Annotated in this window: 15 protein-coding genes and 3 pseudogenes; 7 read left to right on the top strand and 11 right to left on the bottom strand. The window is 50.6% G+C overall.

Translation table 11 applies throughout. The features are described from left to right. The first annotated feature begins 159 nt into the window (after positions 1–159). On the top strand, positions 160–1,821 hold the full coding sequence (locus NSQ73_RS07570) for a ribonuclease J (RefSeq protein ID WP_340985966.1): 1,662 nt from the start codon (positions 160–162) through the stop codon (positions 1,819–1,821). A gap of 123 nt (positions 1,822–1,944) precedes the next feature. On the opposite strand, the gene NSQ73_RS07565 is transcribed toward NSQ73_RS07570, so the two are convergent. The 3 genes from NSQ73_RS07565 to NSQ73_RS07555 form a co-directional block, all read right to left on the bottom strand. Continuing rightward, complete coding sequence (locus NSQ73_RS07565; RefSeq protein WP_336103371.1) at positions 1,945–2,847, bottom strand: carbohydrate ABC transporter permease; 903 nt, start codon at positions 2,845–2,847, stop codon at positions 1,945–1,947. Next, positions 2,844–3,725 carry a carbohydrate ABC transporter permease gene (locus NSQ73_RS07560; RefSeq protein ID WP_171717330.1) on the bottom strand — a complete coding sequence of 294 codons (882 nt, stop codon included), beginning with the start codon at positions 3,723–3,725 and terminating at the stop codon, positions 2,844–2,846. The genes NSQ73_RS07565 and NSQ73_RS07560 overlap by 4 nt, the downstream gene beginning before the upstream one ends. 83 nt (positions 3,726–3,808) lie before the next feature. Then, positions 3,809–5,191, bottom strand: a complete 1,383-nt coding sequence (locus tag NSQ73_RS07555; protein ID WP_340985965.1) for an ABC transporter substrate-binding protein — start codon at positions 5,189–5,191, stop codon at positions 3,809–3,811. A gap of 149 nt (positions 5,192–5,340) precedes the next feature. On the opposite strand from NSQ73_RS07555, the gene NSQ73_RS07550 reads away from it, so the two are divergent. Genes NSQ73_RS07550 through NSQ73_RS07540 form a run of 3 tightly spaced genes read left to right on the top strand, consistent with a single transcriptional unit; the run spans position 5,341 to position 9,708 of the window. Next, positions 5,341–7,134, top strand: a complete 1,794-nt coding sequence (locus NSQ73_RS07550; protein WP_340985964.1) for a cache domain-containing sensor histidine kinase — start codon at positions 5,341–5,343, stop codon at positions 7,132–7,134. A 20-nt stretch (positions 7,135–7,154) separates the two neighbouring features. Then, positions 7,155–8,735 (top strand): response regulator, encoded by a 1,581-nt coding sequence (locus NSQ73_RS07545; protein WP_340985963.1) that lies wholly within the window; start codon positions 7,155–7,157, stop codon positions 8,733–8,735. Next, complete coding sequence (locus NSQ73_RS07540) at positions 8,716–9,708, top strand: AraC family transcriptional regulator (RefSeq protein WP_340985961.1); 993 nt, start codon at positions 8,716–8,718, stop codon at positions 9,706–9,708. The genes NSQ73_RS07545 and NSQ73_RS07540 overlap by 20 nt, the downstream gene beginning before the upstream one ends. A gap of 57 nt (positions 9,709–9,765) precedes the next feature. Here the strand turns inward: NSQ73_RS07540 and NSQ73_RS07535 are convergent, their stop codons facing one another. The 3 genes and pseudogenes from NSQ73_RS07535 to NSQ73_RS07525 form a co-directional block, all read right to left on the bottom strand. Then, positions 9,766–11,343, bottom strand: a complete 1,578-nt coding sequence (locus NSQ73_RS07535; protein ID WP_340985960.1) for an alpha-L-rhamnosidase-related protein — start codon at positions 11,341–11,343, stop codon at positions 9,766–9,768. A 197-nt stretch (positions 11,344–11,540) separates the two neighbouring features. Then, on the bottom strand, positions 11,541–12,497 hold the full coding sequence (locus NSQ73_RS07530; RefSeq protein ID WP_340989223.1) for a glycoside hydrolase family 43 protein: 957 nt from the start codon (positions 12,495–12,497) through the stop codon (positions 11,541–11,543). Positions 12,498–12,770: 273 nt separating this feature from the next. Continuing rightward, a pseudogene (locus NSQ73_RS07525) lies at positions 12,771–13,439 on the bottom strand (glycoside hydrolase family 43 protein); the annotation flags it as partial. A gap of 1,045 nt (positions 13,440–14,484) precedes the next feature. Between NSQ73_RS07525 and NSQ73_RS07520 the strand changes: the two are divergent. After that, on the top strand, positions 14,485–15,528 hold the full coding sequence (locus NSQ73_RS07520; protein ID WP_340985958.1) for a histidine kinase: 1,044 nt from the start codon (positions 14,485–14,487) through the stop codon (positions 15,526–15,528). 161 nt (positions 15,529–15,689) lie between these two features. On the opposite strand, the gene NSQ73_RS07515 is transcribed toward NSQ73_RS07520, so the two are convergent. From NSQ73_RS07515 to rfbH, 4 genes and pseudogenes are all read right to left on the bottom strand, one after another. Next, positions 15,690–16,091, bottom strand: a complete 402-nt coding sequence (locus tag NSQ73_RS07515) for a MerR family transcriptional regulator (protein WP_042139022.1) — start codon at positions 16,089–16,091, stop codon at positions 15,690–15,692. A gap of 354 nt (positions 16,092–16,445) precedes the next feature. Next, positions 16,446–16,562: pseudogene (locus tag NSQ73_RS34930) on the bottom strand (glycosyltransferase); the annotation flags it as partial. After that, on the bottom strand, positions 16,543–17,355 hold the full coding sequence (locus NSQ73_RS07505; RefSeq protein ID WP_340985957.1) for a GDP-mannose 4,6-dehydratase: 813 nt from the start codon (positions 17,353–17,355) through the stop codon (positions 16,543–16,545). The pseudogene NSQ73_RS34930 and the gene NSQ73_RS07505, both read right to left, overlap by 20 nt. After that, positions 17,352–18,454 (bottom strand): annotated as a pseudogene (gene rfbH, locus NSQ73_RS07500) (lipopolysaccharide biosynthesis protein RfbH). The gene NSQ73_RS07505 and the pseudogene rfbH overlap by 4 nt, the downstream one beginning before the upstream one ends. Before the next feature lie 647 nt (positions 18,455–19,101). On the opposite strand from rfbH, the gene NSQ73_RS07495 reads away from it, so the two are divergent. Together NSQ73_RS07495 and NSQ73_RS07490 are read left to right on the top strand one after the other, a co-directional pair. Then, a complete protein-coding gene (locus NSQ73_RS07495; RefSeq protein ID WP_340985956.1) occupies positions 19,102–19,269 on the top strand; it encodes a hypothetical protein in 168 nt (55 codons plus the stop codon). A 415-nt stretch (positions 19,270–19,684) separates the two neighbouring features. After that, the gene (locus NSQ73_RS07490) at positions 19,685–19,996 is read left to right on the top strand and encodes a hypothetical protein (RefSeq protein WP_340985955.1); all 312 of its coding nucleotides are present in this window, start codon (positions 19,685–19,687) and stop codon (positions 19,994–19,996) included. Here the strand turns inward: NSQ73_RS07490 and NSQ73_RS07485 are convergent. Then, positions 19,978–20,382, bottom strand: coding sequence for an ATP-binding protein (locus NSQ73_RS07485; RefSeq protein WP_340985954.1), 405 nt, complete (start codon positions 20,380–20,382; stop codon positions 19,978–19,980). The genes NSQ73_RS07490 and NSQ73_RS07485 overlap by 19 nt on opposite strands. Positions 20,383–20,408 lie beyond the last annotated feature (26 nt).

Raw genomic sequence — 20,408 nt, 5'->3', positions numbered from 1 at the left:
CTGCTAATGTGTCAAATATCATCGAAGGCAAAGGCAATTATACTGGGAAAACCGCCAACAGGCCTTATTTCCATCTTGCTAGTATGATAAGAAATCAGGATAATATCCTGCACACCCAAACATAATAAAGATGATTTATATATGGAAGGGGTGCTCACAATGTCAAAAGAACGGCTACGGATTGCTGCATTAGGCGGTGTTCACGAGATAGGAAAAAATATGTATTTCCTGCAATATGGGGATGATATCGTGGCTATTGATTGCGGATCCAAATTTCCTGACGAGAGCCTGCTTGGGATCGACTTAATTATTCCGGATGTAGCTTTTTTATTAGAAAATATCGATAAGGTACGGGCACTGGTTGTAACTCACGGACATGAGGACCACATCGGAGGCATCCCTTACCTGCTGAAACAATTAAACATTCCTCTCTACGCCTCCCGCCTGACCCTGGGATTAATCGAGAATAAACTCAAAGAACACGGGCTTCTCCGTCAAACCAGCCTGAACTGCATCAATTCAGACTCGATCCTCACGTTCGGCCAAATCACCACTAGCTTCTTTAATACCAATCACAGTATTCCAGACTGCCTGGGTGTTGTCTTTGATACTCCCGAAGGAACGGTGGTCCACACAGGGGACTTCAAGTTCGATATGACCCCGGTCAACAAGCAATACCCTGATATACATAAAATGGCGGACATCGGTAAAAAAGGTGTCCGGTTTCTGCTCTCGGAGAGCACGAATGCTGAACGCCCCGGATTTACTCCATCCGAACAGCTGGTGGGCGCCCATTTGGAAGAGGCCTTCAAGAAAGCAGAGCGCAGAATCTTTGTCTCCACCTTCGCCTCCAATGTACACAGGCTGCAGCAAATCGTTGATGCCGCTATCCTCACGGGGCGGAAGCTTGCCTTGCTTGGACGGAGTATGGTGAACGTTGTTGCTGTGTCGAGGGAGCTGGGTTACTTGACCATTCCTGAGGGAATGCTGGTCGAACCTGCGGAGGCTGCCAAGCTGCCGCCGCATGAAATAGCTGTCCTGTGTACGGGAAGTCAAGGCGAGCCTATGGCGGCATTATCCCGCTTGGCGAATTCAAGCAACCGGCAGATGGAAATCGGTGCCGGAGATACCGTACTCCTTGCAGCCAATCCGATTCCGGGCAATGAACGCAATGTATCCAGGATTGTAGACAATCTCTATCTCCTCGGCGCACGGGTGATTTATGGATCGCGCAGCGAGCTTCACGTGTCCGGCCACGGCAGCCAGGAGGAATTAAAGCTGATGCTGACCTTAATGAAGCCGGAGTACTTCATTCCGATTCATGGGGAATACCGGATGCTGCATCACCACCGCTTATTGGCCGAAGCTGTCGGGGTACAGGGGGATCATATCTTCCTGCTCAAAAATGGCGAGCTGGTGGAGTCTGCACAAGGGGTTGTCCGCCAATCAGGTAGGGTGACTGCCGGGCAGATTTTTGTGGATGGCCTTGGAATTGGCGACATTGGCAATGTAGTCTTGCGGGACCGGCGCCAATTGTCTGCTGACGGGGTACTGATCACGGTTATTACCCTTAGTCAATCGGATGGACGGCTGTTGAACGAGCCGGATACGATTTCCCGTGGATTCATTTATGTCCGCAATTCAGACAATCTGATGGATGAGATCAATCAGTTGGTCAAGGCAACTCTCCAGAAGATGAGCGAGGCTGACTTAGGTCAGTGGAATATTATTAAGCAGACCCTAAAGGTTACATTAAGCAAATTTCTTTATGAGAAAACGAAACGCCGTCCCATGATCCTTCCGATTATTATTGAAGTATAAAATAACGGCCTGCTTTTGGTGTTCTACCAAAGACAGGCCGTTACCCCTCCTTCAAAGAGTCCTGGAATTCACCTGGATTCGTTTTTGATCTGGTACATGCCCTTTCGGGCAGACGCCTTCATTTCATCCCTTAACCGAACCCACCGTAAGTCCGCCTACGAAATACTTCTGCAGAAAAGAGAAGGCAATCAGGAGCGGAAGTGCGCACAGCATACAAGCTGCAAACAGCACGTTCCACTGGGTCGGATTCTGCTGATCGCCCATGAAGCCGAGCATAGCCAGCGGCAGCGGAGATTGCGACGACTTGGAGATAAACGTCATATTGAAGAAATAATCATTCCAGATCCAGATGCCCTGCGTGATGATCACGGACACCGTAACCGGAATCAGCAGCGGGAATACGACCGTCCAGAACCGGCGGAAGAGTCCCGCACCGTCAATATGGGCTGCTTCCTCTACTTCTTCCGGAACACCGCTGCGGATAAAGCCGGTATACAGGAAGGTGGAGAACGGCAGGCTGCAGGTTACAAACATTAGAATCGGCGTGTACTGCGTGCTGGGAATCCCCAGGCTGTTGATCATTTGCACAATGGGGATCAGCACCATCTGCCCCGGGACAACCAGACCGGCCAGGAAGAAGAGGTACAGGAACTGGCTCCATCTGCTTCTGATCCGCGCCATCGGATAGGATGCCATGGCTGCGAAGACCACTACCAGCAGTACGGAAATGGCCGTCAGCACCACACTGTTCAGGAGAGCAGTCCCAAAATGCATCCGCTCAAAAGCTGTCCGGTAACTGGCAAAGGAAAGCTCATTGAACAAATTCAGCGGATTCGTATTGTTATCCGGAGACCGCAGTGAGGTGGATAACACAATCACCAGCGGAATCAGATTGAGCACCATAATCACGATGACCAGCAGCTGAAGAAGTGTCTTTTTGAGCAAAGCTCCGGGATTGAACGGTTTACGCGTCTTTAAGGCAGGCTCAGGCTGCAGCATTTTACCTGCTGTGGTTCCGCTGTTCATGCTGACACCTCTTTTCTATTCATCAGCAGTACCGAGACGGCAGTAACAGCGATAATCAGGATAAACGAAATAATCCCCAGCGCCGAAGCCTTGCCGAACATCTGCTCCGTGAAGGCCATTTTATAAATTGAATAAATCAGGGTGTTAGTCGAAGTTCCGGGACCGCCATTGGTCATAATGAACGGGAAGTCGAAGGCCTTCAACCCGTTGATCAGACTCAGCGTCGTGTTAATCGTAATCGAGGTGGCAAGCAGCGGAAGCTTCACATAACGCAGCAGCTTCCAGCCGCCGCAGCCGTCAATCCGGCCAGCCTCCAGCAGATCATTCGGAACCGTTTGCAGCCCTGCGAGGAAGATAATCATCGTTGTGCCGACATTCTTCCAGATTTCCACGAAAATGATCGAGTATAGCGCAGATGAATAGCTGCCCAGGAAGTTTAAGTTGTCATTCGGAATGCCCAGCTTATCCAGGAATGTGGCAATCATCCCGCTGTCCGGCATATAGACATAGCTCCAGATGAAGCCGACCACAATTGCACTGAACAACGTTGGAATGTACGAGATCGAGCGGTAGAAGCCCTTCCCCCGGATCTTCATGTTCAGCAGCAGCGCCAGCGCAAGTCCAATCAGGTTGCCCGCTACTACACTGACTACGGTATAAACCAGTGTGTTGCTGATCGAATTACCGAGCGTCCCTCCGTTAAACAAAGCCCTGTAATTATCGAAGCCGATATAATTGAAGGTCTGAGCAAACCCGTTATAGTCCGTCACACTATATTGAAACAGCTTGGTAATCGGAAAGATCCAAAAGGTCAAATAAAAGAGCAGCGCCGGGACTGCGAAAAAATACATCGTTTTTTTCATTACAGTAGATTTCATCTCTGTCTTATCCTCCTGTCCACAATTGTTCCGCCCTCCGGCTGCCAGTTGACGGAGCTGGCGGAACAATGATCAGTTATACCTTATTTGTTCTTCCACAATTCCTTGAACTTCGCATCCATTGCCTCTGTAACCTGCTCCGGAGTGGTCTTGCGTCCGCCGATAATTTCAGCAAATTTAGCTTCCATTTCTTCAGCTACACCTGTCGGCCACATCTGATTGGGGAAGTATACGGACTTTCCGTTATTCAGGTAGGAATCGTTGACTTCCTTGAAGAGTTCATGGTTCAGGGCTACACCTTTATATACACTGATCGAGCTGTTCGCTCCGGTCCAGGCCTTGAACAGGTCAGACTGGCCGTCAAACAGATAATTCATCACTTCTTTGGCGACATCCAGATTCTCCGACTTGGCATTCAATGCGAACCCGGCCGCGGTTGCAGCGGACACGTAAGTCGGCTGTCCTGCTTCATTCGCCGGCAGGGAGAAGAATCCGCGGGTAAAGTCAGCTGCACCTTTGGCCGTTAATGTAGCATAATCCCAGGTTCCGTCAAAAATCATCGCCGATTTGCCGTCAATAAACAGCTGAGCCGCTTGGGCACTTCCAAGTCCGAGTGAATTTTTGACCACATAGCCTTTGTCGTACAATTCCTTCATCTTGGAGATTGTAGCTGCCCATTTCGGATCTGACAGTGATTTCTCACCCGCCTGAAGCTTGGTGTCAAAATCCATTTCATCCGGGTAAACGACATTCGCGGCAATCTGATACATTCCGAACTGCAGGAACCACGGATCTTTATCCGCCAGTGAGATTGGAGTAATACCCGCGTCCTTCAGCTTCTGGCAGGCTTCAAGGAATGAAGGCCAGTCTTGCGGCATTTCCATAATGCCCGCCTGCTTGAACAAGTCCTGATTATAGTAGACCCCCAGGTAATCCAGGCCGCCTGCGATTCCGTAAGGCTTGCCCTCGTAAGACATATCCTCCTTCGCGCCCTGGCTGATGTTATCCCAGAAGGCCAGATCGGACAGGTCGGCCGCATAACCAGCTTTGGCCATATCCAGCACTCCAAGGGATGCATTTCTCGGGAAAACCCAGTAAATATCCGGCCCTTGGCCTGAAGCAAGCTTGGTACGGATAGAAGTGAAATACTGCTCATCCGGAAGCTTCGAGGTTTCCAGCGTCACGTTAGGGAATTTCTCCTTGACGAGCTTAGGCATGATATCGAGTGCAAAATCCTGTCCGTCCGGGGCTTTCGTGCCGGATACCATCATTGTGAGCGTCACCTTCTTGGCGCTGCTGGCGGTATCTGTGGCCGCTGCGGCCGTTGCCTCAGCCTCCGGTGTGGTTGAAGCGTTCCCATTATTGGCCGGCTGATTCCCGTTGTTTCCTGATCCGCAGCCGGCAAGCAGTGTAAGCATTAACGCCAGCAGCAGCGTGCCCGTCCGTTTCTTTGATCGCGTTTTCATTAAATAACCTCCCTATTCTTCTATACCTTCGATTTCCCGGCCGCCCTTCTTCCGGTGGCTGTATTGATATCTTAATCGTGAAAGCGGTATAATTACTTTTGCATTTAAGGTGCACTATTTTACGGTCTTCTACATCGGAGGAAACAAGTATGAAATTTGTCAGTATCAAAACAAAGCTTTTTCTGGCGCTGGTTCTTGTCTCCGTCATTCCGATTGTCATTGTCACGTATAGCTCCTATCAGAGCTATACCGATCTGGTCAACCAGCAGACCTCACTTGTTGCCTCCAACACCGTTCATAATACGGTTCAGGGCATTGAGGACATATTCGGAAATATTGAACGCATCTCGCTGACCATTCAGCAGCAGTCTTCGAGTGCAACCGCATACAGTACAGTAAGTGATGAACTGAAGAAGCTGGCACTTACCAGCGACTCCTACGACATTTTCATTATACAGAACAAGCTGAAGCTGATCTTCGAGAATTTGCTGCTCAGCTATGATTATGTTAACGGAATTTATCTTTTTGCCCCTGACGGCAAAAACATCAGCTACGGCAGCACCGCCGAGCTTCAGGTCGGCTATGTCCCGTTCCAGGATGACTGGTATCAGCAGACCATAGCCAGCAAAGGCCAGCTCTATATCGGAGAACCCGGTGTAAAGCCCTATATTATTAATTCTGAACCTTCACTGGTCTTCTCCCGGGCGCTTTACGATATGAAGACCCAAGAGTTCCTCGGCGTATTCATGCTGGACTGCAGCCTGGACATTTTCAAGGGCCTGAATCAGGATGCCGTACCCAACATGAGCTACTTTGTCCTGGCGAATGACGACGGCAACATTATCTATGACAGTACCGGCAAGAACACCGACACCCGGCTGCCTAGCGCCTTAATCCGCAGAACGGAGGCCATGGCGGGCGATGAGCTGGAATTTTACGACGGAGACATGTTAACTGTGATTCAAAAGCTTCCGGTCTATCACTGGAGTGTCATCGCCAATATCTCGCTAAGCGGGCTGTATGAGAAATACGGGATATCCCGGAAGCTGATCGTTTACATTTCTTTGACCTGCGCCGTTATTTTCATTCTGCTCTCTGTCCTGCTGTCCAACTGGATTACCAAACCGATTACCCGCCTGGCCCGGATCATGCGCAAAAACAAATCACAGAAGTTCATCACTACCGAAATCGAGCCTCAGCGGGTGGACGAAATCGGCTTCCTGTATACGGAATACAACAAGATGATGAAGGACATCGATACCTTTGTCAGGGAAAGCTACCAGAATAAAATCCTGACCATGGACTCGCAGATGAAAGCGCTTGAAGCCCAGATTAATTCACATTTCCTGTACAATACACTTGAATCTATCAACAGTATCGCCGAGATTGAGGAGGTAGACAGCATTGCCGTGATGACCAAATCCCTGGGGGATATGTTCCGTTACAGCATCAAGACCGACAGTGAGCTGGTGCTTGCCCGGGAAGAGCTGCAGCATGTCGATAACTATATGACCATCCAGCAGATCCGCTATGGCAGCAAAATCCGTTATGTCAAAGAAATGGAGCCGGCTGTGCTGGAGGCCAGAATTCTCAAGCTGATTCTTCAGCCTTTGGTGGAAAATGCCGTCTACCACGGATTGGAGAACAAGAAGGGCAGCGGATTGCTTCTGCTCAGAGGCTACCTGGAGCCGGAGAGCGGGCGGATCATCTTTGAAATCCGCGATGACGGGATCGGTATTCCCGCCGAACGGCTGAATGAGATTCAGGAGCTGCTGGAGCTGCAGCCTGAGTTCATGGGACTGGGGCATCGCAGCAGACAGAGCATCGGCATTAAGAATGTGCACTCCCGCATTGCGCTCTATTACGGCTCTGACTTCGGACTGGCGATTACCAGCGAACCTGCGGCGGGTACGGCCATAACCTTGACTCTCCCCTCCAAATAACACTGAAAGTAGGCTGGACCATGTACAAATTCATCATTGTCGACGACGAGCCTTTGATCCGCCAGGGCCTGCTGAAGAAGATCCGCAGCGTAACTGCTGAGCTCAGCTTCTGCGGTGAAGCAGACAACGGCGGGGATGCCCTTGAGCTCGTCCGCACACAGGACCCGCATCTGATCTTCACCGACATGCGGATGCCGGTAATGGACGGCAAATCCCTGCTCCGGCAACTGCAAAGCCAATATCCCGACAAAAAGATTATCGTAATCAGCGGGTACTCTGATTTCGAATATATGCAGGAGGCCATTTCGGCGCGCGTAGTCCATTATCTGCTGAAGCCGTTCAGTAAAGAAGAAATCCTTGATGCCATCTCCAAAGCGGTAACCGCAATCGAAAGTGAGCAGTCCTCCAAGGCGGAGACGCTGAGCATCACCAGAGAAGCTGAGCAGCTCAGTCTGCTTGGAGATATGCATGCCCTGCTGCAATATATTTCCGGGTTCTATCCCGTGGAGCACCCGCCCGTGTTCCGCTCTGCCCCCATGCGGAATCTCATGTCTGCCGGCAGAATGGTCCTGTTAACTCTCTATACACCGGAAGAATTAGCTGCCCAGGAGCCTGCTTTGGAGGGGACCCGCCTGTTTCTTCTGCACCCGCAGAGCAGGAAGGTGGCCTTCTCTCTCCAGCTCTATGACAGTTCACTTCCAGAGACCGAGATCCTGGAACTGGCCGCCTCCGAAGCCCGGAAGCTGATTGCCGGGACAGGACCCCAGGCCTGCATTGGCATCAGCAGTGTAATAAGCACTGTGTCCGGGCTGCAGCAGGCACGCGAGGAATCTATGTCTGCCCTGAACTGCCGGGCCATCGCAGACCAGGGCCAGTATTTCCTCTACCATCCCGGCAGCTACCAGACCACGCCCGTGATGTGGGAAGGCAGCCGGGACCTGATCTTTTTCATTGAATCGGGCAACACCGGAAAGGTCACTGAAGGGGTGCACGAATATTTTGACTATTACCGCGGTCAGCCTGCGGCGACCATTCATCAGCTCAAAGAGAATTGCCGGCATATCATCGCTGAGGTCAAAACGCTGATCGCTGCTTACTTCCCGGCCCAGAACGGACAGCATCCGTCTTCGAGCCTGGAAGCCGTGCTTAGCATCTCGTTCGATGCTGAGGAGATCCGGCTGTACTTCCTTACGGTGCTCACCTCCACTGCGGACTTGCTCAAGGAGCAATCGGTGTACTCTTCGCCAAATGTCATCGACAATGTGAAGGTATATATCTGCAAAAACATAGCTTCACCCGTCACACTTGAGCATCTGTCAGGTCTGTTCTACATCAGCCCGAGCTATCTGAGTTTTCTGTTCAAAGAAAAGACCGGTGAGAATCTGATTGATTATGTCAACAAAGAGCGTATTGAACGCGCCAAGCTGCTGCTGCGCACAAGTGAGGATAAGATTTATAAGATCGCCAAAGCTTTAGGAATCGACAACGCCAAATACTTTTTCCGGCTGTTCAAGAAAATGACGGGACACACACCGGAAGAATACCGGAAGCTGTGTGTAGCCGGAAAGGAGACCGGACCGGATGGATCACCGGGAGCTTGACCAGGAGCTGCGACGCCATAATACCATAGAAGCCAAGCAGCGGCTCACCCGCCGCAACATCGAAGAGTTCGGCGGCCAAGAAATGACCCTGCCGCCCGGAGAACGGGTTCCGCGTCTGCCGGAACACCTCTTCTTCCGCCAGGGTGATTATCATATCAGCAAGCACCACAGATTTGCGGCGATGCCGGAGCATACCCATTCTTTTATCGAGCTTAATTACATGTACTCCGGCCGCTGCCGTCAGAGGATCGGCGGCTCTGACATTGAGCTGACTCAAGGCCAGATCTGCCTGCTCGATACGGATATGCCCCATTCGATATCCATTCTGGATGAGGATGACATTCTGATTAATATTCTGATGCGCAAGGAAACGCTGAGCGCGGCATTTCTGACACGCCTCGGCATTGACGGGAGATTAACTGATTTCCTGGTCAATGCCCAGTCTCCTTCCACCGCACATGACCGTTATCTCCTCTTCCGCTCAGAGCACTGTCTGAACCTTCACCATATTCTCGCCAGTCTTATGTGCGAGTATTTCGATCCCCGTGAGTTCTCGGCGGATATGATCAGCGGCTATATGGTCATCGTATTCACGGAGCTTATGCGGGTACTGAACCAAGATCCTGCCTTAAGCGGGCTTCCGTTGACCAAACGGGCCGATCTGCTGGAGATTCTGCAGTATCTCGAGCGGCACTTCCGTCATTGTTCCCTGAAGGATCTGGCTGCGCACTTTAATTTCAATCCGAATTATCTGGGCAATCTGCTGAAGAAAAGCACCGGCAAAACCTTCGGGGAGCTGGTTCAGGAGCACCGTATGGCTTATGCCGCTCTCCTGCTCACCAGCAGCGGCCGCTCTATCGGAGAGATTGCCGGCGAATGCGGCTATGAAAGCCTGAGCTTTTTCCACAAAAAATTCATTGAGCGCTACGGGTTAACTCCGCTGCTCTACCGCAAGCATAACCAAACAACCTGAGACGCCGCTTGCTGCGGATGCTCAGGTTGTTCGCGCTGCTGCCTTATCCAGTTGCTTCTAAAGCTGATATTTACGGATCAGATAAGCCGGAGTACAGCTCCAGGCATGGCAATAGCTGTTAATCAGATGACTGCCGTAAGGTGAAAAGCTCTTGTCGTTTGGATCATACAGCTCCCAGAACGTATCCGCTCCGTCCTTAATCATCTGCCCCCAGTACTTCTTGATCTCCCTGATGGCTGTCTCCCTCTCGCCTACCTGAATCAGCGCCTCAATGAAGTGATGAACCATATAAGGTGTGGACATCGGAATCGCAGACTTGTCCTCCAGCAGCCTCAGCATGAGCGCCTTCGCCTGCTCCGGTTCCGGAACTTCAGCCAGCACCATCCAGATCTGTGATGCATAGGAGACCTGTCTGTCCCTGCCGCTGATGAAGCAGCCGGATTGGGCGTCCCATAGATGCTCCGCCGCCGCTTGTGTAAGCTCTCCGATTGTCCGCTCCAGCGTAGCCTTACGCTCATCTCCGAGCAAAGCTGCCAGATGCAGCGCGCGCTTCAAATTATAGATTAAGATAGCTTGGGAAGGGGCCTGCTTGTTCAGCTTAGGATGCCAGTCAATAAAGGACCACCAGCTCTCGTCATCAGCAACAATTCCGCGTTCGTCGAGCCGCTCCAGCCCCAGCTCGATCTGCCGGTAAGCAGACGGCCACAGCTCCTCCAGCGTATTCCGGTCACCCGTAGCCAGGAAATAATCGTGAAGCACAGAGACAAAAAAGAGTGAATAATCATAGAGATACGTATCGTCCGCAATGACCTGCGGCTTCATGAACAAATTGGCTGTGATCCTTCCCCGTTCATCCGGATAAGCCGCGAACAGGTACAGACAGCGTTTCACAAGACCGTTGCCTGAGAATGTCTCATAATTGGCGAGCGCCTGCAGCCGCAGGTCACCAAGCCATAGTCTGCGGTCCCGCTTGGGCCCGTCCTCGAACACCTCCTGCATACACTCCTCCAGCGTCTTTACGCTGACTTCATCGATCACCTGCAGCTCCGCGTCCGCAGAGGTGAGCGTGGCGGATAACGCAGAGCGGTCGGCCGAGGTTACAGCTGTACAGCTGATGTCGGCAAAGGATACCTTGTACTTGGGCGAGGTATCCAGAACCTTTAGCTTGAGATACCGGAAGCTGTATCTTCGTTCCAGCTTCAGGGCAGCGGGGAGTACATCCAGATGAATCCGCTCCTCCTGCAGCCAGGAGCTGCTAAGCCATCCGTTGTATTCTGAGAAGGGTTCCGCCATCTCCACCGGCATTTCACCAAGTGTAATCTGCAGATGCAGCGGGGCATCCGGCGGGCTGCCAACGGGAACGATCCGGATGGCCAGAGCTCCGACCAGATGTTCGCCGAAATCCACAATCACCTCTTCACCTTTGCCGAATGACATGCCGGGCAGGTCTTGTGCGTGTTGCACCGCTTCTGCCTGCCAGCCATGGATCAGCTGTTCATTCCTTATCATCCGGACGACCTGCTTCGGCGTACATTCCCGCTGAATAAGCCGGGGCTCCAGCTGCGCGGCAACTGCGGCAAACGCCTCATTTTTACGAATGGATACGGCTTCCTGACGCTGCATAGCTTGTGTCATATTTGTAGTTCCTCCCTAGGGTGAGCTTGTTTCCTCCTCTAGTAAAACGTATTCCAGCCCGTTTGAACATGCAGTGAATACAGCAGATCTTGCTCTTATTACAGTTTGCTTCTCTATTTGGGAACACTATCTGGTACTATCGCTCAGCAGGAAGGGGCACCAGGCTGCTTGCGCATGCCGGGTACCCCTTCCTCATTCTATAAAGTTAGTTCATGGCCATCCGGCACTGGCAATCCGAATACCGGCAGCCCGTCTTCTCCCCATGCCACAGGCTGGACACGGGTATGACGGTTAGGGTCATTCAAGGGATCTCCCTCTATTTCCTTATAATTTCTGGCGTGATAGACGAGCAGGTCCTGCGTTCCATCTGCCGTTACCGTAAAGCTGTTATGTCCCGGACCGTACTGGCCGTTCTCTTCGCTGGTCGTAAAGACCGGGACCGGGGATTTCGTCCATGAGCCGGAATCCAGCAAATTGCTGTCATCCGGCGCGGTAAGCAGGCCCATGCAGTAATGGTGATCGGTCGCGCTGGCCGAATAGGTCAGGTGAACTCTTCCGTTCTTTTTTATAACAGCAGGCCCTTCATTTACACGGTATCCAATCGTCTCCCACTCATATTCCGGCCGGGTCAGCAGGATCTGCTCACCTTCCAGCGTCCATGGATTAGCCATCTTGGAGATAAACAGGCTGGAGTTCCCCTGAACCGAAGGGTCCTCCTGCGCCCATACCAGATACTGCGATCCCGCATGCGCAAAGGTAGTGGCATCCAGCGAGAACGTATCCCATGCGGTATAGATTCTCCCCTTCTCCTCCCAGCTTCCTTCCAGCGGATTGTCAGAAGCATTCTCCAGTACATACAGACGCTGTGCAAAAGGTGCATCATCACTGCCTGCGGAGAAATAGATGTACCACTTCCCGCTGATGTAATGAATTTCCGGCGCCCATACATAACCGCTCATAATACCGGTGGTATACTTCGTCCAGATGACGACAGGCTCGCTGGCTGTAAGTCCGCCGATCGTCCGGGCTCTCCGCAGCTCAATCCGGTCATATTCGGGAACCGAAGCGGTGAAGTAATAATAGCCGTCACTATGCCGGTAAATGCAGGGGTCTGCCCGCTGTAGGACAACCGGGTTGGTGATCATTTCATTCATTATGTAGCTATGTCCGTCCCCGAAGGCCGCCAGCAGCAGGCTGCGTTCTCCGGCAGTAACCGGAAGGACTCCGCCGTGGCGTTTGGTGTTTACACCAAGGTCGAACTCCCTGTCTGCAAGCACGCGGAAATCGCCGCTGCTAAGGTCAGACGTTAACAAGGGAAGATATCCCTTTCCTTCCGCATAACGGTCCACAATCAGGCACCATTCCCCGCGGCCGTTCAGCTTATAAATCTCCGGGCCTTCCACGCCCATAATGGCCTCCAGAACCGGCGCATCCACAAAGCTGAAGGCGTCTTTATCCAGCGACGCACCTTGCTCCACCCGGATATTCTTAGTTGTCTCATCCTTCGAGAAACGGTAGTACCTCCCGCCAGCAGCGATAATTGTCGTATCAATGATATGATTGTCGCGCTCAATGTACTTCTCTGCTGCCGTAAATTCCCGGAAATTCTTCGTGCGCGCGCTGTATATTTTATGCTTCCGTTCACTCTCATGCGGCTCCTGAGTAGCCGAAGCCCAGAATACCAGGAATTCATCCGCAGCCTCATCGTAAATCGCCTCAGGAGCCCATACACATCCGGCGCCCTCCACACCGACCGTGACTGCCCACGGCTGTGACCAGTTCACCAGATCTGCAGATTCCCAGACGATAATATCGCGGCTGCCGGCCTCCACGGCTGCACCCCAGCCCTTGCCGCTGGCAATGCGCAGATCGGTGGCAATCAGATAGAATTTGCTTTCCTTCGGCGAACGGATGATAAAGGGATCTCTGGCTCCCTTTTCCCCGAGCTCCGAGCGCAGAACAGGCAGACCCGCGTTCAGATCCTTAAAGTGCAGGCCGTCCTCACTGTAGGAGAAATAGACCTGTTCGCCATCCGGCTGCTCCCCGATGAAATGAACTAAGAGATAACCGGTGTATGCGGGTATAGATTGAGACAAGCTAAGCCCTCCTTAGGGAATTATTATACCGAACAAATCTTCCAGTCCGGCTTCGTGTTATTTAGTTAACACAAACATTAATCTATTTACTATTATATTAATATTATAGTTAGGGAACATAGATAGAGTCAATGCTGTTTCTGCTGAAATTCACCTGAGAAAAAAAGCCGCTGAACGGATTCAGCGGCTTCATTACCTTTTACATGGCTGCAATGTCTGCCGCCTAATGATAGCTGGGCAATAAAAATCAACCTGCTGGATCTCTCACGTTTACGGGATCACCGCTTTGATCTTCACCCGGGGCCAGTCGGGCTCCATCCTTGTTCAAGTAAGGTACACTGCGCCTATCCACTCAAAATTACAGCTTCGTTTCACCAGCCGGTTGCGCCTGAGACTGGTTACAGCCTTGCCTTCGCCATCAAAGCCCACAAAATTTGTTCATTTATTGTTCAGTTAAGACGTTTACACTATGCTCGAGGGAGGCATCTAACCTTGGGAAAAAAGCGAGCAGAAGAAAAACGGAAATGTGAGTGAGGTAGCTGCACTAACAACCATTACGCCAAAGGAATGTGCAAGCAACATTATTGGAAGGACTCTCGGTTTTTTATTACAACTATCTCCATTTATAGCATATATATGTTTATTTTCCCGGTTAAGGATGTATTGAATCACGCCTATTGGATGGCCGGCGGATTATATAATCTCCCGGCTGTCTGGTTTTATTTTATACGGGAAAATGGTTTACGAGCGAAAAAAACCTCCCGTTTTACCCGATTGATCTCCTTTCAGCCATGTAGAGCTCCGGAAAGTTATCACAGATGTTATCAACATGCTCACTTACTCAATGGAAGGCAAACCTCTGCAGTTAAGAATAACTATCTCTTCAAAACTCTCACACGTATATGCAGATGAAAAAAGATTATCCCAATTTCTATTTAATTTGCTGCATAACGCAATTAAGTATTCGGAGCAAGGAGAGATTATTATTGAAGCCTCTAGGGTTAAACAACGCCGCAACATTAGCCAAGATAAAGGATCTGCTGAAGTGGTCCGTGCAGGATCGTCCGGGCCTCTCTATGAGATGGCAAGACCCAATATTCTAATTGTGGACGAGGATCCGGTGAACCTGAAAGTGTTGGCTAATACTCTCTATGAAGAAAATTACAGATTAACTGCGGTCTCCAGTGCCGATGAAGCCCTTGAACTGATCCGCTCTGCTTCCTGGGATTTGTTAATTGCCGATGTGAAAATGCCGCAAATGTCAGGACATGAGCTTACCAAGCAGGTCAGACAACATTTTGATATTACGGAGCTGCCGATACTCTTGTTAATTACCCATTCGATTTCAGAAGAGTCATATACAGAATTCTTACATGGAGCCAATGACTATGTAACCAAACCTGTTGAAAGATTAGAGCTGAAGTACAGAGTGCAGGCATTAATTTCGTTGAAACAATCGATTGACCAAAGTCTGCGGATGGAAACAGCCTACTTGCAGGCCCAGATCAAACCGCATTTCTTATTCAACACCATCAACTCCATTATGGCCCTGAGTGAATTTGATATGGAACAGATGCGTAATGTAGCGGGTGCATTTGCAGATTACTTGCGGTATAGCGTTGATTTCATTAATACGAATCAGCTGGTGGATCTGGAGAATGAAATTTCCCTGGTGAAATCCTATATATTCATTGAGCAAGTTCGTTTTGGAGACAGGTTAACTGTGGTGTGGGAGATCCAGCCCGCTCTCCGTTTCAAGCTTCCTCCGCTGTCCATCCAGCCGCTCGTTGAGAATGCAGTAAGACATGGATTGCTGAGCCGGGCGAAGGGCGGCGAACTGGTGGTGCGCATATATCAGGCGGAAGCTGGCGCCTGTGTAGAGATTATAGATAATGGCAAAGGGATTCCGGCTGCCGAGATTGAGAACCTCCTAAGCCTTACCCGGCATAACACCGGGGGAATCGGCTTAAGGAATACCAACCGCCGCTTGGTTCAGCGGTATGGCCAGGGTCTTCTTATCCAGAGTGAACCGGGCAGGGGCACGACAGTATCGTTCATGATTCCTCTTGATAATCATCCGGTATCTTAGTTCCAAACGGATTTCACCACCTCATAAATCACGTCTAATGTCCGTGCATCTGGGCATTACTCCCGATACCTCGGTTACGCGGGGGCAGTGGCTGAGTCTAAGCAAAATGGACAAGCTCAAACCATGAAGCTGCCGCTCATAGAATTCGGGCCGGAATGTATTTATTGCACCTTCAAGTGGTTAAGATGATCCGCAATCCGGTTAAGCTCATCGGCAAGCGCCGCCAGGGAAGCAACAAGCAGCTGCTGTCTGTCCGGCTTCTTCGGCTCGGCGCTGATTTTCTCCATTGGCGGAGGAGGTTGCAACTCCTTCTTGTCCTCTTTGCCATACATCGGAAAGCCGTCTTCAATCAGCAGACGAACAATGGTACTAAGATGGTAACGCTCTGCACGCAGTTCACTGATCCGCTTCAGTAGTTTCAAAGTTTCATAAGGGTAAAGCACCTGGTCTCCCTGACGGGTCGCGGCTACAAAATAAGAGAAATACTCTAGCCATCTCTTCACTGTGGTCGGAGGTAATTTCGATATCGTGATCAATTCCAGCTGCGTGTAATGGCGAACCATAACATCTCTCCTCTTTCTAGTGGACTTATATATTTTGATGGTATTCACGTTCCACGAAATAAATGTATAAAATCACCTATTTGCTGGCCAACTGCCTGCGAGGGCAGTTGGCCGTAGATCCATCCGGCTATTGTCCTCGATCCTGCCTTGACCGGTCTCCAGAAACTTGCCGTAATATTTGAGCGCTTCTTCATGAAGTGCGTGATACATATATTGCTCTCCAGCGTTGGCCCCCCTCCGCCAAATACTCATGTACCGGGCCGATCCACTGGATATTGCAGTCCCGCCGGACCCGCCGGTTTCGCTGGAGGCTTGAGGTTACCCTTCCCTCACTGTTCAGTTCCTTGAACAACCGATCCATTCAAAGTCATAAATGACTGCACCATACTCTGCTGCAATTTCCTTCGTGCGGTCTGTCGAGCCAGTATCGACAATGACGATTTCATCCGCGTTATCCCGCACCGATTCCAGCCCAGCAGACGACGGGCTTTGGTGCTGTCGAGCTGCAGTTCTCCGGCCTCGTGCGGTAAGCCTGTGTTACGAGCTCGGAGCATGCCTTGCTGGCCAAGTAGGGATCATACCCGCCCAGCCGGTCCGTTTCGCGGTATCCCCATATCCATTCGAGATTGTCGTAGCATTTATCCGTAGTGATGTTGACGACAGCTTTGATCCGGCTGCCGGAATCCACGCTGCTGCAGACCGCCTCGAGCAGATTTACCGTCCCCATCACATTGACTTCGAAAGTGTCTGCGGGAATTTGATAGGAGGTCCGGACCAGGGGCTGGGCAGCCAGATGGAACACAATCTCAGGTGCTGCTTCCCGCAGCGCTGCATCCAGGCGGTGCCGGTTCCGCACATCCCCCCATGTAGCAATGCCATCCCCATAGGTCAGCATGAACGGCTTGTTCCCGGTATATTTCTGGACTTGCCGGATACGCCCCCCGGTCATCGCCTCCTTGCCTGTCTCCGCAAGTGTCACCTTCCAATTGCGCGTCTGGCGGTTATGGCGGGTAATCTGGTTGCCGTTTCCGTAATCAAACGAAATATCGGAGTTCTGCAAATAGAAGTCCGCAAAATATTTCTTGATGTCATGCCCTTTGTACCCCAGACAAATGACGAAATCATCAAACCCGTAGCTGGCATAATGCTCCATAATATGCACAAGAATGGGCCGGTCGCCGATCTCGATCATCGGCTTGGGCTTCAACTCGGTCTCCTCGCTGATCCGGGTACCATAACCGCCCGCCAGAATAACGACCTTCATTCCTTGCTCTCCTCCTTTCCCTTGAGCAGGCCAAGTATCACCTGCGCGGTGTAGCTAAGCATCTCAGTGTTTAAACCGGGAAATACCCCTAACCAGAAGGTATCGTTCATAATCCTGTCCGTGTTGGTCAGGGGAGCGGCGATACGGTGAACCACACCCGCATAAGCCGGCTGCTTCAGCAGGTTACCGGCAAACAGCAGACGTGTGCCAATCCGCGCTTCCTCCAGGCTCCGCACCAGCTCATTGCGCGAAATAGGCGCTCCTTCCCTCACAGTGACCGGGAAGCCGAACCAGCTTGGCTCGCTCCCGGGCGTCGCTACCGGCAGAATCAGCCATTCTTCTGCAGGCTTCAGAGCAGCCTTCAGGAACTCAAAGTTATGCTTGCGGGCTGCGGTGAACCCCTCCAGCTTCTTAAGCTGAGCTACCCCGATGGCCGCCTGCATGTCAGTCGCCTTCAGGTTGTAGCCGATATGACTGTAGGTATATTTATGGTCGTAGCCCGGAGGAAGCTCGCCTTTGGTCCAGTCATAGCGTTTACCGCAAGTATTGTCGGTTCCTGGCGTGCACCAGCAATCCCTGCCCCAATCGCGCAGCGATTCAACAATTTTTTTGAGCCGGGCGTTCGATGTCAGTACCGCGCCGCCTTCACCCATCGTCAGATGATGCGCCGGGAAAAAACTGACCGTTGCCAAATCGCCGAAGGAGCCGGCGGGCTCCCCTCATATAGCGACCCTACAGAGTCGCAGGTATCCTCGATCAGCCACAGGCCGTGGCGGTCAGCAAAGGATTGGATGAAGCCCAGGTCAAACGGATTGCCCAGGGTATGCGCGACAATAATCGCTTTGGTTCTGGGACTCAGCGCGGCGTCCAGCTGTGTTACATCGATGTTATAGGTAGGGATGTCTACATCGACAAATACGGGAACCAGACCGTGCTGGATTAACGGATTCACGGTAGTCGGAAACCCCGCGGCGACCGTAATCACTTCATCACCAGGCAGCAGCCGGCGCTTCCCGAGCAGCGGCGAAGTAAGCGCGGCGACCGCCAGCAGATTGGCACTGGAGCCGGAGTTAACGAGCAGCGCATACTTCCTCCCCATAAGCCCGGCGAAGCGTTCCTCAAACTCCGAGGTGTATCGTCCCGCGGTCAAATGAAAATCAAGAGAAGCATCGATCAGGCTGACCAGCTCCTCCTCATCGAACACCTTGCCGCTGACGGGAACATAATCGCGCCCCGGCACGAACGGTCGTTCCGGCCACCGGCTGCGGTAATAATCGGCGGATAGCTTAATGATTTGTTCACGGAATATAGAAGCCTGGCTGGTCAAACAAATCCCTCCTTCGTGTTCGGCCCTCTCCGTTTAATGGATTTGGTGGACTTGGTAAAGGATATATATGCGGCAGGAAACACGAATAGGAATGGAATTTAGCTAATCAAATATAATTCTGGTGGCATAAATTACATTATATGTTTATTTCGCCTTTAGAGATGAATATGATTGACATAATAATCCATTTCATTTTGACGCGCTCTATCTGTCAGAGGTTTCCTTCGGCCACGGATTATAAAGATAAAGTCGCGCAGCTAACCCCATCGTGAACGATGGGGTTAGCTGCGCCATAGATCTCTATAGACTTGCTTCGTTTCAGGCAGAGTGAAGCCTTCTTAGGAAGCACTGTAGACATGAATGTTGTACGTTTTGCAACTTTGATTCATAGATAGCCAGGTATTCTGGTGGATTGTTGTATGAAATACAAGAATAATCCTGCTAAGTCGCTTGAAAAAGGTGCAATCATGCCTTTTGTACAACAATTTTGGATTTGGGCCGATAGGATGAAGGAAATGTTGTATTATGTACAGGATTTCATAAAAATTTCTAATGCTTTGCCCCGGAAAGCGGCAGTTAGCATTTAACCGATGTACTGAAGTCCTTACCAAACGATTCATCAGTTGCGCCAAACATTTTTTGAACGGACATCCAGCTTGTACATCCCAAAACCGACATGAGTTTAGAATGGCATCATTAATATCGAAGCTGCCGAGAAACGAAAGTGCCTGTATGGTTTCCAGCTCCTACTAAGTCCATGAGTGTTTTGACATGGTTACTCCTTTGCCGGCTGCGTTTGTACTGCATAAAGGAACTTGCTCCCCAAACCCATTTTTATTACATTTCACACCTTTGGGAAATAAGCTGGTCAAATAACTTTTTCTTGTCTTTGGACCCTTTTATGGTAATCCATACTTGTATAGAATATTATGGTAAAAGAAAAAGCACCCCACTGGGGCGCTTTAACATGCACATAGTAATAACAAATTAAAGGAGAATGTAATGGCCAAAAAAACAAAGCTCACATTAATTATACTTATCTTCTTCATAGTGATTATCGTTTTAAATAGTATGAAAAGCAGCACTACTGCAATTGTACATATTGCGGAAATCGGCAAACATAATATTACTGTAACCATGGAGTGGGGAGAAAAAACAGATATAAAAGCGCCTTCTAAATTTGATACTAGTGAATTTAATACAACCTCTCACTATTTAGTTGTATACTACTCAAATATTTTTCAAAAAAACATTTTAAATGAAATTGAGGAAACCAAAAAACGAATTAGGGATTCTCAAATGATTCCAGCCTGAACTTTATCCGAACCTGCCACAAAGCAAGGAATCGCGAATGCAAACGTACTGCCCTGTTCGCTGGTATCCTTAAGCCATACTTTGCCGTTCATTAGCTCAGCCAGCTGCTTACAGATGGAGAGCCCCAGTCCGGCTCCGCTATAGCTTCCCGGTGAACGTCTTTCATGAATTTGCGAGAAGGAGCGGAACAGGTTGGCTTTCTGTTCTACAGGCAGTCCAATGCCGGTATCCCTAACTTCAACGGAGAAGGTGATCCGGTCTTCCGCAACGGCCTCAGTTTGCACAATTAGGCATACCTCACCCTGCTCAGTAAATTTAAGCGCATTGCCCACCAGATTGGCAATGCAGAACGTATTCGCCGGGATTAGCTTGCTCGCAGTATCCATGACCTTCGCAGCCTACTGAATAGCTT

It is taken from the genome of Paenibacillus sp. FSL R10-2736 (genome assembly GCF_038000245.1).
Classification (GTDB): Bacteria; Bacillota; Bacilli; order Paenibacillales; family Paenibacillaceae; genus Paenibacillus_AQ; species Paenibacillus_AQ phytohabitans.
This window is presented reverse-complemented; position numbering and strand designations above follow the sequence as displayed.